This is a genomic window from Klebsiella sp. C360 (assembly GCF_048822415.1).
Lineage (GTDB): Bacteria > Pseudomonadota > Gammaproteobacteria > Enterobacterales > Enterobacteriaceae > Klebsiella > Klebsiella quasipneumoniae.
This window is the reverse complement of record NZ_JBMEZZ010000003.1, coordinates 351,216-365,242: the sequence shown is the minus strand read 5'-3', so window position 1 is coordinate 365,242 and position 14,027 is coordinate 351,216. Positions and strand designations below refer to the sequence as shown.

Annotated in this window: 16 protein-coding genes; 9 read left to right on the top strand and 7 right to left on the bottom strand. The window is 59.1% G+C overall.

The features are described 5' to 3' along the window. Window positions 1-451 precede the first annotated feature (451 nt). The 5 genes from ACOI7D_RS10710 (at window position 452) to ACOI7D_RS10690 (ending at window position 3,748) form a co-directional block, all read left to right on the top strand. Window positions 452-1,849: a cytochrome ubiquinol oxidase subunit I gene (locus ACOI7D_RS10710; RefSeq protein ID WP_004202782.1), complete on the top strand. Its 1,398-nt coding sequence runs from the start codon at window positions 452-454 to the stop codon at window positions 1,847-1,849. Continuing rightward, the gene (gene cydB, locus ACOI7D_RS10705) at window positions 1,849-2,859 is read left to right on the top strand and encodes a cytochrome d ubiquinol oxidase subunit II (RefSeq protein ID WP_044523513.1); all 1,011 of its coding nucleotides are present in this window, start codon (window positions 1,849-1,851) and stop codon (window positions 2,857-2,859) included. The genes ACOI7D_RS10710 and cydB overlap by 1 nt, the downstream gene beginning before the upstream one ends. Beyond that, on the top strand, window positions 2,859-2,984 hold the full coding sequence (locus tag ACOI7D_RS10700) for a DUF2474 domain-containing protein (protein WP_048297630.1): 126 nt from the start codon (window positions 2,859-2,861) through the stop codon (window positions 2,982-2,984). Before cydB ends, ACOI7D_RS10700 begins: the two co-directional genes overlap by 1 nt. A 96-nt stretch (window positions 2,985-3,080) precedes the next feature. Further along, on the top strand, window positions 3,081-3,365 hold the full coding sequence (locus ACOI7D_RS10695; protein WP_109547265.1) for a hypothetical protein: 285 nt from the start codon (window positions 3,081-3,083) through the stop codon (window positions 3,363-3,365). Between the two features lie 149 nt (window positions 3,366-3,514). Further along, window positions 3,515-3,748, top strand: a complete 234-nt coding sequence (locus tag ACOI7D_RS10690; RefSeq protein ID WP_032428865.1) for a DUF2554 family protein — start codon at window positions 3,515-3,517, stop codon at window positions 3,746-3,748. 12 nt (window positions 3,749-3,760) lie between these two features. Here ACOI7D_RS10690 and ACOI7D_RS10685 read toward each other — a convergent pair whose 3' ends face one another. After that, the gene (locus ACOI7D_RS10685) at window positions 3,761-5,722 is read right to left on the bottom strand and encodes a peptidase U32 family protein (RefSeq protein ID WP_109547264.1); all 1,962 of its coding nucleotides are present in this window, start codon (window positions 5,720-5,722) and stop codon (window positions 3,761-3,763) included. 33 nt (window positions 5,723-5,755) lie between these two features. Between ACOI7D_RS10685 and ACOI7D_RS10680 the strand changes: the two genes are divergently transcribed. After that, window positions 5,756-5,923: a hypothetical protein gene (locus ACOI7D_RS10680; RefSeq protein ID WP_032429169.1), complete on the top strand. Its 168-nt coding sequence runs from the start codon at window positions 5,756-5,758 to the stop codon at window positions 5,921-5,923. Between the two features lie 10 nt (window positions 5,924-5,933). On the opposite strand, the gene ACOI7D_RS10675 is transcribed toward ACOI7D_RS10680, so the two are convergent. Beyond that, window positions 5,934-6,503, bottom strand: coding sequence for a helix-turn-helix domain-containing protein (locus tag ACOI7D_RS10675; protein WP_023289901.1), 570 nt, complete (start codon window positions 6,501-6,503; stop codon window positions 5,934-5,936). A gap of 183 nt (window positions 6,504-6,686) precedes the next feature. Here ACOI7D_RS10675 and ACOI7D_RS10670 point away from each other — a divergent pair, with 183 nt between their 5' ends. Next, window positions 6,687-7,853: a benzoate/H(+) symporter BenE family transporter gene (locus ACOI7D_RS10670; RefSeq protein ID WP_109547263.1), complete on the top strand. Its 1,167-nt coding sequence runs from the start codon at window positions 6,687-6,689 to the stop codon at window positions 7,851-7,853. On the opposite strand, the gene ACOI7D_RS10665 is transcribed toward ACOI7D_RS10670, so the two are convergent. Continuing rightward, the gene (locus tag ACOI7D_RS10665; protein WP_109547597.1) at window positions 7,830-8,699 is read right to left on the bottom strand and encodes an AraC family transcriptional regulator; all 870 of its coding nucleotides are present in this window, start codon (window positions 8,697-8,699) and stop codon (window positions 7,830-7,832) included. The genes ACOI7D_RS10670 and ACOI7D_RS10665 overlap by 24 nt on opposite strands. A gap of 186 nt (window positions 8,700-8,885) precedes the next feature. On the opposite strand from ACOI7D_RS10665, the gene ACOI7D_RS10660 reads away from it, so the two are divergent. Continuing rightward, entirely contained in the window at window positions 8,886-9,782 is an 897-nt protein-coding gene (locus ACOI7D_RS10660) for a DMT family transporter (RefSeq protein ID WP_023289904.1), read from the top strand. A 47-nt stretch (window positions 9,783-9,829) separates the two neighbouring features. Here the strand turns inward: ACOI7D_RS10660 and ACOI7D_RS10655 are convergent, their stop codons facing one another. The 3 genes from ACOI7D_RS10655 to tehA form a co-directional block, all read right to left on the bottom strand. Continuing rightward, on the bottom strand, window positions 9,830-10,498 hold the full coding sequence (locus ACOI7D_RS10655; RefSeq protein ID WP_004202796.1) for a DUF3313 domain-containing protein: 669 nt from the start codon (window positions 10,496-10,498) through the stop codon (window positions 9,830-9,832). A gap of 262 nt (window positions 10,499-10,760) precedes the next feature. After that, window positions 10,761-11,357: a tellurite resistance methyltransferase TehB gene (tehB, locus tag ACOI7D_RS10650; RefSeq protein WP_044523527.1), complete on the bottom strand. Its 597-nt coding sequence runs from the start codon at window positions 11,355-11,357 to the stop codon at window positions 10,761-10,763. Next, the gene (tehA, locus tag ACOI7D_RS10645; RefSeq protein WP_109547262.1) at window positions 11,354-12,358 is read right to left on the bottom strand and encodes a dicarboxylate transporter/tellurite-resistance protein TehA; all 1,005 of its coding nucleotides are present in this window, start codon (window positions 12,356-12,358) and stop codon (window positions 11,354-11,356) included. Before tehA ends, tehB begins: the two co-directional genes overlap by 4 nt. Window positions 12,359-12,469: 111 nt before the next feature. On the opposite strand from tehA, the gene ydcK reads away from it, so the two are divergent. After that, a complete protein-coding gene (ydcK, locus tag ACOI7D_RS10640; protein ID WP_023289907.1) occupies window positions 12,470-13,450 on the top strand; it encodes a YdcK family protein in 981 nt (326 codons plus the stop codon). Here the strand turns inward: ydcK and rimL are convergent. Continuing rightward, complete coding sequence (gene rimL / locus ACOI7D_RS10635; protein WP_032453097.1) at window positions 13,436-14,014, bottom strand: 50S ribosomal protein L7/L12-serine acetyltransferase; 579 nt, start codon at window positions 14,012-14,014, stop codon at window positions 13,436-13,438. The two genes, ydcK and rimL, sit on opposite strands and share 15 nt — an antisense overlap. Window positions 14,015-14,027 lie beyond the last annotated feature (13 nt).

Genomic DNA, 14,027 nt, shown 5'->3' with positions numbered 1-14,027 from the left:
AAATACGACAATTTAAAATTATTTAATTCATAATTAACTGACTCATCCTTTTTACTGATTCTCATACTAACAAACGTGTGCAGCCGTTAAATTCATTAATAAAGAACAGATAATAAAATGCTATATCTGTCGTAATCAGAGGATATTGCTCACAAAAATTAAACGACCGCGCTTTCCCGGGCAGCTACAGGTCTAAGCTGATCCGTAAGACTACGATAATACAATGAAATAGATTATTAATATTTTCCTGGCCAACAATCTGGCTTTGCTTTCAGCGTTAAAAATGACGCTGTTCCCCTGGGGGATTTCCATGTTGGCGGTCCCCGGAGACCGGCAAAAAGATCATAACAGCCGCCAACTGTTATGATAAAAAATGAACCGACTGCCTCTGCCCCCCTTGCCGCCACCCTGCCTAAAATTGCGCTGAATCAATTTTGTTGTGGAGTCCTGCATGTTCGGTCTTGATGCATTCCATCTGGCGCGAATTCAATTCGCCTTTACGGTCTCGTTTCATATTATCTTTCCCGCCATCACCATTGGCCTGGCAAGCTACCTGGCGGTTCTCGAAGGCCTGTGGCTGAAAAGCAAAAATCCCACCTGGCGCTCGCTGTACCATTTCTGGTCGAAGATCTTCGCCGTCAACTTCGGTATGGGAGTGGTGTCCGGGCTGGTGATGGCCTATCAGTTCGGCACTAACTGGAGCGGTTTTTCGCAGTTCGCGGGCAGCATCACCGGCCCCCTGCTGACCTATGAAGTCCTGACGGCGTTCTTTCTGGAAGCCGGTTTTCTCGGGGTCATGCTCTTCGGCTGGAACCGCGTGGGGCCGGGGCTGCACTTTTTCGCCACCTGCATGGTGGCGCTGGGGACTATCATCTCGACCTTCTGGATCCTCGCTTCCAACAGCTGGATGCAGACCCCGCAGGGGTTTGAGATCGTCGATGGTCAGGTGGTGCCCGTCGACTGGCTGGCGGTGATCTTTAACCCGTCGTTCCCCTACCGCTTGCTGCACATGACGGTGGCGGCATTTCTCAGCAGCGCGCTGTTCGTCGGCGCCTCGGCGGCCTGGCATCTGCTGCGCGGCAATCAGTCGCCAGCGATCCGCAAGATGTTCTCCATGGCGCTATGGATGACGCTGCTGGTCGCGCCGGTCCAGGCGCTGATCGGCGATATGCATGGCCTGAACACCCTGAAACACCAGCCGGCAAAAATCGCCGCCATTGAGGGCCACTGGGAAAACCCGCCCGGCGAGCCGACGCCGTTACTATTGTTTGGCTGGCCAGATATGGAACAGGAGCGCACCCGCTACGGGCTTGAGATCCCGGCGCTGGGCAGTCTGATCCTCACCCACAGCCTGGATAAACAGGTGCCGGCGCTGAAGGAGTTCGCCCCTGAGGATCGGCCAAACTCCACCGTGGTGTTCTGGTCATTTCGCCTGATGGCTGGTCTCGGCATGCTGATGCTGCTGCTCGGGGCGCTGGCCCTGTGGCTGCGCCGCGGCGACCGGCTGTACCACTCGCGGCCGTTTCTGCGCTTTGCCCTGTGGATGGGCCCCTCAGGACTGATTGCGATTCTCGCCGGCTGGGTGACCACCGAAGTGGGCCGCCAGCCATGGGTGGTGTATGGCGTTCAGCGCACCGCCGAGGCGGTTTCCGCCCACGGCGATCTGCATATGTCGGTCAGTTTGTTGACCTTTATTGTGGTTTACAGCGCCGTCTTCGGGGTCGGCTACAGCTACATGCTGCGCCTGATCCGCAAGGGGCCGCAGGAGGTGCAACCCGCGACAACCGGTACGCCAGCCCGCCCGCTGTCCGCCGCTACTGAAGGTTATCTGCAGAAGGAGTCCCGCTAATGGGTATCGAATTATCGGTGATCTGGTTCGTGATTATCGTCTTTGCCACGCTGATGTACATCGTCATGGACGGCTTTGATCTGGGCATTGGCATGCTGTTCGGCACGGTCCGGGGAAGCACAGAGCGCGACGTGATGGTGAACAGCGTCGCCCCGGTATGGGATGGCAATGAGACCTGGCTGGTGCTGGGCGGCGCCGGTCTGTTTGGCGCCTTTCCCCTCGCCTACGCGGTGATAATCGACGCCCTGTCGATCCCCCTGACCCTGATGCTGATCGGCCTGATCTTTCGCGGTGTAGCCTTTGAATTTCGTTTCCAGGCCACGCCGTCGCACCGGCCATTCTGGGACCGCGCCTTCTTTGGCGGTTCCCTGCTGGCGACCTTCAGCCAGGGCGTGGTGGTCGGAGCGGTGATCGACGGTTTTACCGTCAGCGGTCGCGCCTTCAGCGGCGGCATGTTTGACTGGCTGACCCCGTTCAGCCTGTTTTGCGGACTCGGGCTGTGCGTGGCCTATGCGCTGCTCGGCGCTACCTGGCTGGTGATGAAGAGCGAAGGCGCGCTGCAGCAGCGGATGCGCAGCGCGTCGCGACAGTTGCTGGTTGCCCTGCTGGCGGTGTTTGCCGTCATCAGCCTGTGGACGCCGCTGGCGCACCCGGCGATCGCCGCCCGCTGGTTCAGCCTGCCGAATCTCTATTTCCTGCTGCCGGTGCCGCTGCTGGTGCTCCTGATTAGCGCCTGGCTGTGGCGCACACTGCCTCTGCACGAACGCCATGTCTCGCCTTTCACCCTAACGCTGGGCCTGGTGTTTCTCGGCTTTAGCGGCCTGGGGATCAGCATCTGGCCGCATATTATTCCGCCATCGATTACCTTGTGGCAGGCCGCCGCCCCGCCGCAAAGCCAGGGCTTTATGCTGGTGGGCGCGCTGCTGATTATTCCGGTTATTCTTGGCTATACCTGCTGGAGCTATTACGTGTTCCGCGGCAAAGTCCAGCCAGGGGAGGGTTATCATTGATGAAAACCGTCTGGTCGAAACGTCTGCTGTGGCTGATCGCGCTGTGGGGAGGCAGCGTGCTGACGCTGACCGCCATCAGCCTGCTGTTTCGCCTGCTGATGACCGCCGCAGGTCTTAAAGTTTGAACCAGGATGCAGAGTCATCCGGATCCGGAGCTCTCCATCTTGTCTTCACTTTTACCTGCTGAAATACGCGGACACATCAGAAGAAAGGATATTGCTATGAAGAAGTTAGCTTTACTGTCTGCCGCGATGACGCTGGGAATATCGTCATGGGCTTTCGCTGCCGACAACCCGCCGCCGCCGCCAGAAAAAAGCGCGCAGCATCAGGGTAAATCGGCGGCGAAAAACGGCCAGCACGACGGTAAGCAAGCGCAACACAACGGCAAGCAGCCGCGGCATGATGGCAAGCAGCCGCAACGAGACGGCAAACAACCGCAGCATGGTGGTAAGCAGCCGCCAAAAGGCGGTGAGCACAGCGGGAAACCACTGCCGCAAAAAGCGTAATCCCTCACGCCTGGCCTTCTACGCCAGGCTTTTTTCACCCTCTTTCAGCAGACATTGACAAACCCTTGCCCTTCTTTGATAAACCGGGAAAAAAACCTGCACAGCGCCTGGCATAGTAAGCCCACGCCATGGATTCACAGAGAAAAGGTATGTTGAGGAGAAGCATGAGCGCCCTGCTGTTGCTGTGCGCGCTTTTTTCCGGGCATCTGCTGGCCCACCGTCAGGGGCACGATTACTTTCCGGTACAGAGCCTCGAGCAGCAGCTGCTGCACGAGGCGGATAGCGATGAGCTTCGCAGCCGGTGCGAAGAGAACGCCGCCGACCTGCGCGAGCATCACCGCTGGCAGGACGCCCGCAAACCGCGGGCATCACACAGCCAGTAGCGTCGCCGCGGATCAGGCCCCTTTGCGCTTCGGCAGGGTCTTCATCAGCTCGTCCGGGCTGACGGAGGCCACGATGCTACCCGGGTGCGGCATTTTGAGGATATGGTTTTTGATCTTGCCGACCACGTGCATTTCGCACGGACGGCAGTCAAACTTCAGGGTCAGCACTTCATCGCCATGGATCAGCTGCATCGGCGTGGCTTTCCAGCTCTTGATGGAGCCTTTCGCCTGTTTCGGACAGAGATTGAAGGCAAAGCGCAGGCAATGTTTAGTGATCATCACCGGCACATCGCCCTTCTCTTCGTGCGCTTCATAGGCAGCGTCAATTAGCTGCACGCCATAGCGCTGGTAGAACGCCCGCGCCTTGTGGTTATAGACGTTGGCGAGGAAGGAGAGATGGGTCTCCGGGTAGACCGGCGGCGGCACAGAGACCGGCTTACGGGTGCCGCGCTGCCAGGCATTGAGCCGCGCGTCATCCAGCATTTCGGCCGTTTCACGCCGCAGCTGGTTGAGCAGGCTGTTGGGCACAAACAGCGGCGGCAGATTGACCTGCACCTCGCGCGCATAGTAAATGGTTTGCCCCAGTTTTGTGACACCGTCACGCAGGTTAGCCAGCGCTTTCTCCGCCTGGTTAGCTTCGGCGAACTCCCCGTCAAGGGTGTGGGTCACGCTGAAGCCATCTTCACAGGTCATGGTGAGAACCAGCTGCTTCTGCCAGCCGCTTAGGGTGACGTCTACGGCGATGCGGCGTTCGCTGGAGGTCTTCAGCAGCGCCTGCTGCCAGTTGTGATCAAGGTTGCGGTTGAGCGCCTGATGCGGGCGCACTTTGTGCAGATCCGCAGGCATCTCGTTCGGCCACACCCGATAGCGATTTTCGCCGGTTTTTTCCACGGTATTGGCGCGGAAGCCCACCACTTCACGCTTAATCATCACGTTAAGGCCATCGCCGTTGGTTAACGGTTCGCTGACCTCGACGTCGAGATGGTCTTTACCCACCTTCAGCACTTCGCCCACCGGCAGTCCGATAAATTTTGGCGAATCAAAGGCGCCGATATCGCCTTTACGGGCATTAACGAAGTAATCGGTGCTGCCGCGGTGGAAGGTTTTATCAGTGGACGGGATAAAGAAATGCTCGGTGCGCCCTGCCGAGGCGCGCGCGAGATCGCCGCGGTCTTCAATAATGGCGTCCAGCATCTGGCGGTAGTGAGCGGTGATGTTTTTCACGTAGCTCATGTCTTTGTAACGGCCTTCGATTTTGAAGGAGCGCACCCCGGCATCGATCAGCGCCGCCAGGTTGGCGGTCTGGTCGTTGTCTTTCATCGACAGGAGATGTTTTTCATAGGCCACCACTCGCCCCTGATCGTCCTTCAGGGTATACGGCAGGCGGCAGGCCTGCGAGCAGTCGCCGCGGTTGGCGCTGCGTCCGGTCTGGGCGTGGGAAATGTAGCACTGGCCGGAATAGGCCACGCACAGCGCGCCATGGATAAAGAATTCGATGGTGGCGTCAGTATTATCGTAGATGGCCTTGATTTGACTGAGGTTCAGCTCGCGCGCCAGCACGATCTGGCTGAAACCGGCGTCTGAGAGAAACTTTGCTTTCTCCACGCTGCGGATGTCGCACTGGGTGCTGGCGTGCAGCTCGATCGGCGGCAGGTCCAGCTCCATGATCCCCATATCCTGGACAATCAGCGCATCGACGCCCGCGTCGTAAAGGTCGGTGATCAGCCGCTGCGCCGGCTCCAGCTCATCGTCATGCAGAATGGTGTTCAGCGTCACAAAGACCTTGGCGCCAAAGCGATGGGCGAAAGGCACCAGACCGGCGATGTCGCTCAGGCTGTTGCTGGCGTTGTGGCGGGCGCCAAAGCCAGGTCCACCGATATAAACGGCATCGGCGCCGTGAAGGATCGCTTCGCGAGCGATACCGGCGTCGCGGGCAGGACTAAGAAGTTCAAGACGATGATTGTGCAGGCGCATACGCGTGTTGTTATCCAGTATAAGGGGGTCGAAATGGCGGCTATTGTAGTCAGAACCGGGCGCAGACGAAAACCTTTTCCGCCGTCGCGGGACGACGAATTTTCAGTTTTCAGCAAAGTATTGAAGGAAAAGATATTTCCCTCAAATCACCGTACAGAGTACTGTCATCACGTATTCCGGATTTTCCTCGTCACGTTGTGAGTGGTTATCATCAGTCATCTTGTCTGGCCGCGGGTTCGCCCGCGGTTTTTTCTTTTGGATAGTGGATAAGCGAATGGAAATGAGCCGCCTGGGCGCCGCTGTTCCGGTAGGCATGCGCCGCATCGCCGGCGAAGCGCCGACCCTCACCCGCCTGCAGCGAGTGCCACTCCCCCTGTAAGCAGAGATCCAGGGTACCGCTAATCACGACAACATGCTCAATCACCCCTTGCTCATGCGGCGTCGATTCGCTCAGCGCCCCGGGAGCAAGGGTTATCGAGAAATGATCAAAGCGCAACTCCGGGTCCCACGGGAAGACCGGGGTCACCACCATCGCCTGCTGCTGCGGGTCAAACGCGGAGGGCGCCGCGCCGTCATCCGGAACGATAAACGCCGAAAACGGCACGTTCAGCCCGGTGGCAATCTTCCACAGCGTCGCGACCGTCGGACTCGATTCATTCCGCTCAATCTGCCCGAGCATGGCTTTCGACACCCCGGTCTCTTCCGCCAGACGCGACAGGCTCCAGCCGCGCTGCTGACGCAGATTTTTGAGGGTGGCCGCCAGATGTTGCGCAATATTCATCCTACCTCCTGATTTTTCAGCCCAGAGTATACCTCCATTTGCCTGATTCAACAGGGCGATTAGCGGCATCGCGGGCCGTTTGCGACAAGAGGCTCGGTGCGCAGCCCTCACCACGCAGGAACCTTGTGCGCTAAAACGCACAATGATAGAGTAATCGGACGTTATAACGCACAAGAGAAAACTATGCGCTCGTTTACCGTTCCGCTTCCCACCCTGTTCGCCGGCTTCGTCGCCGTGCTGGTGGGCTACGCCAGCTCTGCCGCCATCATCTGGCAGGCTGCCGCTGCCGCCGGCGCCACGCCCGGGCAGATCGCCGGCTGGATGACGGCCCTGGGCCTCGCCATGGGCGTCAGCACCCTCGCGCTGAGCGGCTGGCGAAAAGTGCCGGTGCTCACCGCCTGGTCAACGCCGGGCGCCGCCCTGCTGGTCAGCGGTCTGCAGGGGGTGACCCTCCCTGAGGCGGTGGGGGTATTTATCTTCGCCAATGCGCTGATCGTCCTCTGCGGCGTTACCGGCCTGTTTGCCCGGCTGATGAAAATCATTCCCCATTCGCTGGCCGCCGCGATGCTGGCCGGCATTCTGCTGCGTTTCGGTTTGCAGGCCTTCGCCGGCTTCCAGGATCATCTGCTGCTGTGCGGCGGCATGCTCGCCGCCTGGCTTCTGTGTAAGGCGCTGTGGCCCCGCTTCGCCGTGGTCGCCGCGCTGGTTGCCGGGGCGCTGATTGCCGCGGCCTCCGGGGAGGTGGCCAGCGCCGCTGTGCCGCTGACGTTTGTAGCGCCGGAATGGGTCGCCCCGCAGTTTACCCCGGCGCTGCTGCTCAGCGTCGGCCTGCCCTTCTTCCTCGTGACCATGGCCTCACAGAACGCGCCCGGATTCGCTACCCTGCAGGCATCAGGCTATGCCGTACCAGTCTCCGCGCTGATCGTTGTCTGCGGGGGGCTGGCGCTGCTGCTGGCGCCGTTTGGGGTCTACTCGATCTGTATTGCGGCGATCACCGCCGCCATCTGCCAGAGCCCGGAGGCGCACCCGGATCCGCAGAAGCGTTGGCTGGCGGCCATGGCCGCAGGCGGTTTTTATCTGCTGGCCGGTCTGTTCGGGGGATCGATCACCGCGCTGATGTCGGCCCTGCCGACAGCGTGGATCCAGATGCTGGCCGGCCTGGCGTTGCTCGGCACCATCGGCGGTAGTCTGTTTCAGGCGGTACATCAGGCCAGTGAGCGCGACGCGGCGGTGCTGACCTTTCTGATCACCGCCAGCGGCGTGACGCTGGCGGGAATTGGCTCGGCATTCTGGGGCGTGGTGCTCGGCGGAGTGAGCTACGGCGTGCTATCCGCGCTGCGCCGCCCGTAGCTGGGACGGCGTCAGGCCGGTGGCGGCTTTGACCCGATGGCTGAAATGGCTGGCGGAGCTGAAACCGCAGGCCAGAGCGATCTCGGTGAGCGGCAGCGCGCTGTGGCAGATCAGGTTTTGCGCCTTCGCCATTCGCTGCTGCATCACATATTGATGCGGAGCCATATTCAGCGACTGGCGGAACATACGGGCAAAATGAAATTCACTCAGTCCCGCCTGCTGCGCCAGGTCGGCCAGGGTCAATGGCTGATCGAGGTGAGCGTCGATCCAGGCCAGCACGTGACGCTTCCCCCCCGGCGCCAGTCCCCCGGTGACCGAGGGCAAACGCCACTGCACGGTGGAATAGTGCTGGATCAGATGGGTGAGCAATAAACTGCTGGCGGCGCTAAGGGTCAGCTGGTTCGCCGGCTGTCGCCAGTCATTAGCCAGCAAAAACTGACGATACACGGTGGTGATTTTGTCATCGCTGGCGAAGGTTTTCTCCTGCAGGGTGAAGTTCGCCGGGCTGCGATCCCACACCTCCTCCCCGACGCGGCGCAGATGCGCATCGGTACAATAGAGATGGACAAACGACAGATCGCCGCGGATATCCCAGACGCTTTCATCGCCTTTCGGCATCAGGCAAAAGCGATCCGGGCCGCCGCCATTCTTCCAGCCGTGCGGCGTCTTTTGATAGCTTTCATAACCATCGGCGACGTACAGGCTTAAGGTATGATGATCGCTGCGTACCGTTACGGTATCGCAGTTGTTATACCAGGCGGCCAGTTGAATACCGGAATTCAGCTCCACGGTGCCCTTCAGCACCGCGTTCTGTCGCCGTAATGTTTCAAACGTCCCGTAACCCATCGCCTTCACGCATCTGTCCTGTCTGGAAAAACTCTAGTCTAGGGAGACTGCGACGCGGTTTCCAGTTCTCACCGCCGGCGAAAGACAAATAAGCGCAAGAATTTGCAAGCCGACAACAAGCGGGTGAAAGCCGCAGGTTGCGGCAGGCGGCATACTCCTCCCTTCAACAGGCAGAGGAGAATCAGGGTGAACGCATTACTTTATGCACTCGTTGTCGTTATCTGGGGAACGACATGGATTGCGATTTTTTTACAGCAGGGGCCGGTGGCGGCGCCGGTATCGATTTTCTGGCGGTTCGCCGTGGCCAGCGTCACGATGCTGGCGATTCTGCTCGTCACGCGACGTCTGCGGCCGCTGGGCGCGAAGGACCATCTCTGCTGCCTGCTGCAGGGCTGCTGCGTCTTCTGCTTCAATTTCTGGTGCTTTTATACCGCCGCCGCCTGGATCAACACCGGTCTGGAATCGGTGATCTTTTCCATGGCGGTGCTGTTTAACGCCATCAACAGCTTTCTTTTCTTCCGTCAGCAGCCGCCGGGACGCTTCTGGGCTGCCGCCGCGCTCGGTCTGGCCGGTATCGTCACCCTGTTCTGGGATGACCTGCTCGCCAACGGGCTGAACGCTTCGCTACTGTGGGGGATCGGTCTGAGCGCGCTGGGCACTTACGGCTTTTCGCTGGGCAATATGTTCAGTATTCGTCACCAGCGGCGGGGGCTGGAGACGCTGACCACCAACAGCTGGGCGATGCTGTACGGCACGCTGGTGATGGGCGCCATCGCACTCCTCCGCGGGGATAATTTTATGCCGGAGTGGACCGTCAGCTATCTTGGCGCCCTGCTTTACCTGGCGCTGTTCGGCTCAGTTGTCGCCTTCGGCGCCTATTTCACCCTTGTGGGACGCATCGGCGCCAGCAAAGCCGCCTACAGTACGCTGCTGTTTCCGCTGGTCGCCCTGTCCATCTCCACCGTCTATGAAGGCTATGTATGGCACAGCAACGCCGTTATCGGACTGGCGCTGATCCTGTTGGGTAATCTGGTGATGTTTGCCAAACCGGAACAGCTGCTGCTGCGCCGAAAGCTGGCCTGAAACGGCGGAAGATAAAACAGCGCCGTCGGCAGACGGCGCTGGCGAGATTACCGCTGGGAAGGGTCGAATTTGACGGCATCGACCGCCATATCATCGATCACCTGCTTCATGGTTTCGATGGTCAGCGGCGTGTTTTCATTGGCCAGGGTTTTTCCTTCCCCTTTACGAACCACTTTGATCACCGGCTTGTTGGTGCTGGCGTCAATCAGTTCGGCTTCAAAATAGAGGTCGGTGTCCATCGTACGATGGCCGGTGGCGGCCTGAGTACCGGCAACAATCATCGCGACCGGAACCACTTCATAGAACTGCAGCCCTTCTTTGCTGGAGTCCACCCCGGTGATCGCCCCGCGGAAAATAAGGCTACGCTTGCCGGCGGTGGTAGCCAGCGGTTTACGCTCGGAAATGGCCTGTTTGAGCTGTTTGTTGGTGTAATTAAGAATATCCTGCAACGCCTTTTCACCGACCTGGGTCGTCGGCTTCGGTACCGGATAGTACGTTACCGGATGGTAGACGACATTATCGTAATTAGCCGGATTGTAGTTTGGGTCGATCCAGCGCAGCTCCGACTTGCCGGAGGCCGTGGTGGCTTCTTTCAGGTTGGAATAATCTTTTAAAAAGCCCGAATACTGATTCGGCTGCGCCAGTTTGGACGCACAGCCCGTCAACGCTAACATCCCCGCCAGAGCGGCGACTTTAAATAACACGCGAGTACGCATAAAGAGATCCCTGTAAATGCAGTTTTTTTCGGCAGACGTTATAGCAGATAAGACCCAGTAGTTTTGTGACAAAATGAGGGCTTCGTCAAGGAAGATATACAAATATTGATGGGATCAACATTACGTTATTAAATAATTACTTAATAGGTGAACAGGTCGCCTTTAACCCTCTGTTCAGCGAGGCTTTTCGCGCGTATTTATCCGATGGGTATTAGCGCAAGGCGGCGCGGTCAATCTCAGCCATTTCACGCGCCGCTGAGGATTATGCGGGCTTGCGCGCCAGCAGCGTGGCGAAGCGCAGTTTGATCCGGTTGCCGCTGGCGTCGGTCCGATGCAGCTCACCGACGTCCTCATTGTATTTCAGTAATTCCCAGCCCCGGTAGTATTCCCGAAGTTCATCGGGTTTAAAAGCAAACGGGAAGCCGACGGTGCAGGGATAGTCCTCGGTGTCCATCGCCGCGACAATCAGGTTATAGCCCCCGGCGGCGGTGCAACGCTGCATATTGGCGATGAGTCCCGGGATAGCGCCGGCCTCAAGAAACATCATCACCACGGTGGAGAGGATCAGATCATACTCGCCGTCAAAGGTCAGGCTGTTGAGGTCTTTCACCGCGGTCTGCAAATTATCCAGCCCTTCGGCGGCGCGAATAGTCTCCAGATTATTGATGCTCATCGCATTTTTATCCCACGCCGTCACCGTGAAGCCGTTCGCCGCCAGATAAAGGCTGTTACGTCCGTTGCCGCAGCCCAGATCCAGCGCCCGCCCCGGCGGCACCATCGTCGCGGCATGCAGCACCTCGGAGTGGGTGCGGGTCAGGCCATATTTTTCACTAAAATAGTCCGCGTCACGCGTTGTCATGATCCTTCCTTCTTATTCGGGAGTGTTTCCCGGTCAACCTGTAGCAACAGTTTCCCGCTGACCAGCAGCAGCCCTGTGCGCAGCAGCAGCAGGCCGATGACCAGATTGCTAAAAATAAAGAGCGGCAGCGCCAGATGATGAAAAAAGCCGTCCGCTTTAGCCTGGCCCAGATGCAGGCCGGTAGTGGCCAGTGCGGAAATACCGAACGAGAAGCTCCAGAAAGAAGCATTGAACGGCTGGCGAAGATACCAGGGCATCAGACGCAGCATAAACAACAGCTGTAGCAGACCGTAGCCAAACAGCAGCTTAGCAAAGGTATCAGCCTCCCCGCCGTTGACGCTGAGCCAGGCGCTGCAGGCCACCAGCGCAGGCGCCAGCTGGATCCCCAACGACGTGCGCAGCGCGGTCGGCAGTTCGCCTGCGCTGCGCAGACGATGGAGGATAGCCGGCTCAAGGCTCAGCCAGGAGAAGACTCCGGCGCCAAGGAACACCAGTCCGGCGTCGGTAAACCCCAGCGCGCCGCAGGCCATCGCGCTGATAAAATTATTCGCCACCGTGGGCAGATACAGCCCCGGCGTAGTGGCCTCGCGAGGATGGTTTCCCCGCCACAGGCCGCCGCTTTGCCAGGCGGCATAGGCGAGCTGCAGCGCCACGCCCGGCACAAACAGCCCGATGGCCAGCGGCCGGCACCAGGGTACCAGACCAATCGATACCAGCAAGGTGGTGGCGGGAAACAGGCTGACGAAGCTGCTGCTGACCGGATGTCGCATCTCCTGCAGCACACTCGCCGGAAAGCGGATCGCCCGGCTGATAAACGCCATGCTGAGCAGGACCCACATCGCCATCGCCAGCGTCACCAGCCCATCACCAATGCTGCGGCTGACCGGCCAGAGGGTGCTGGCGTAACGCCAGGCAAAGCCCATCCCGATGGTGCCGAGCACCATGCCAAAGTAACCCGCCGGCAGATTCAGCACCTGCCGCGACGTATGCGTTTTGTTCATTTTATTGATGATATCAATTTAATTTGAAGTTGCATTCTAAAGGAACCTTATCCCACGCGCTACGGCGATCTTTGCTATGTTTATGTTAACCATAAGTAATGAGGATCGGGAATGCGTAAATACCGTCTCAGCGAACAGACCCGGCAGTATTGTTACCAGGCAGAGGATGGCAAACAGTGCGTCACCCTGCGCCAGATCGTGGCGCTTATCGATTTCGCTGACGTCAAAGCGGGCAGCGAAGGCGGCTGGGTGGAGGAGGAAAGCGCTCTCAGCCAGCAGGGAGAGTGCTGGATCTACGATGCCAACAGCGTGGTCTTCGCCGGGGCGCGCATCCTCGACGATGCCCGACTCCATGGCCCCTGCGAGGTCAGCCATGGGGCTATCATCAGCGGACGGGCATCCATTCACGCCTCGCAGATCAGCCATCACGCGCAGATTGGTGACAACGTCACGATTAGCCTGAGTACGGTGCGCGGTGACTGTCGCCTCGCCGACGAGGCGCGTCTTCTGCCCCACTGTCAGGTGATTGCCGCCCGCGGGCTGACCGCCGACCGCGACAAAGTGCTGCAGATTTATCAGCGAGCCACCGTCAGCGCGTCGCGCATTCTCCATCAGGCGCAGATCTATGGCGAGGCCTACGTCGAGCACGCTTTTGTCGAACATCGGGCGGAAGTCTTTGACCACGCCAGGCTTGAGGGAAACGAGGAGAATGACGTTTGGGTGTGCGATAACGCGCGGATTTACGGGCATGCCCGTCTGATCGCGGGTCGCGGCGAGGATGCCATTCCCACTGTGCGCTACAGTTCCCAGGTTGCGGAGAATGCGGTGATTGAAGGTAACTGTCTGCTAAAGCACCGGGCGATGGTGGGCGGCGAGGCGCAGCTGCGCGGTGGACCGATTCTGCTTGACGACGACGTGCTGATCCAGGGTCGGGCTGTTATCGTCGGCGATGTGATCGTTGAGCACCAGGTCACGCTTGGGGACGAGGTGCAGATCGCCGCGCGGGAAGGAGAAGCCATTCACCTGCGCGGCCCCAAGACCCTCGACGGCCAGCAGCAGATCACCCGAACGCCGCTGTTAGGCGCCCTGTAGCGCCTCGTCGCGGTCAATAATGCGGGCGTAGATATTCTGATCGTCATAGCTGCCGTTCAGATACTCGGCCTGGCGGAGACAGCCTTCCAGAACAAACCCGTTACGCAACGCCACCTGGTTGCTGCGGGTATTCGCCACCCGACATTTGATCACAAACCGGCGCACCAGCCCGCTGCGGGCATAATAGTGGATAAAGGCCTGCAGGGAACGGGACAGATACCCCTGCCCCTGGCAATCTTCATCGATCCAATAGCCAATATAGGCCGTCTTATTCTGCGGCTCGATCTGGTTGAACGACAGAACGCCAATCGGCCGCTTATCGAGAAACAGCAAAAACATTTTGGCGTAATCCCGCTGGTGCAGCATCACGTTACCCTGCACATGGCGGCGGGTCTCCTCTTCGCTGCGCACCTCTCCGGCCCAGCTAAGCGACTGCTGTAGCCAGCGCTGGTTTTTCACCACCAGCTGGTGCAGGTCGCTGACGTAACGCTCATCAATGGCGGTAAGCGTCAGTCCCTCGGTCACCGGGATCGACTCAGGTACTGCTGGAATGTCTGTGGTCATGGGGCTCTTTACG

Bases quoted from the DNA above. Each gene is read 5' to 3' on its own strand.
- rimL (WP_032453097.1), bottom strand. From the start codon at position 14,014: ATGACCACAGACATTCCAGCAGTACCTGAGTCGATCCCGGTGACCGAG.
- ACOI7D_RS10680 (WP_032429169.1), top strand. From the start codon at position 5,756: ATGGCGGCTATTGTAGTCAGAACCGGGCGCAGACGAAAACCTTTTCCG.
- tehB (WP_044523527.1), bottom strand. From the start codon at position 11,357: ATGACAACGCGTGACGCGGACTATTTTAGTGAAAAATATGGCCTGACC.
- ACOI7D_RS10695 (WP_109547265.1), top strand. From the start codon at position 3,081: ATGAAGAAGTTAGCTTTACTGTCTGCCGCGATGACGCTGGGAATATCG.
- ACOI7D_RS10690 (WP_032428865.1), top strand. From the start codon at position 3,515: ATGTTGAGGAGAAGCATGAGCGCCCTGCTGTTGCTGTGCGCGCTTTTT.
- cydB (WP_044523513.1), top strand. From the start codon at position 1,849: ATGGGTATCGAATTATCGGTGATCTGGTTCGTGATTATCGTCTTTGCC.
- ACOI7D_RS10700 (WP_048297630.1), top strand. From the start codon at position 2,859: ATGAAAACCGTCTGGTCGAAACGTCTGCTGTGGCTGATCGCGCTGTGG.
- ACOI7D_RS10670 (WP_109547263.1), top strand. From the start codon at position 6,687: ATGCGCTCGTTTACCGTTCCGCTTCCCACCCTGTTCGCCGGCTTCGTC.
- ACOI7D_RS10685 (WP_109547264.1), bottom strand. From the start codon at position 5,722: ATGCGCCTGCACAATCATCGTCTTGAACTTCTTAGTCCTGCCCGCGAC.
- ACOI7D_RS10665 (WP_109547597.1), bottom strand. From the start codon at position 8,699: ATGGGTTACGGGACGTTTGAAACATTACGGCGACAGAACGCGGTGCTG.
- ACOI7D_RS10675 (WP_023289901.1), bottom strand. From the start codon at position 6,503: ATGAATATTGCGCAACATCTGGCGGCCACCCTCAAAAATCTGCGTCAG.
- tehA (WP_109547262.1), bottom strand. From the start codon at position 12,358: ATGAACAAAACGCATACGTCGCGGCAGGTGCTGAATCTGCCGGCGGGT.
- ACOI7D_RS10710 (WP_004202782.1), top strand. From the start codon at position 452: ATGTTCGGTCTTGATGCATTCCATCTGGCGCGAATTCAATTCGCCTTT.
- ACOI7D_RS10655 (WP_004202796.1), bottom strand. From the start codon at position 10,498: ATGCGTACTCGCGTGTTATTTAAAGTCGCCGCTCTGGCGGGGATGTTA.
- ydcK (WP_023289907.1), top strand. From the start codon at position 12,470: ATGCGTAAATACCGTCTCAGCGAACAGACCCGGCAGTATTGTTACCAG.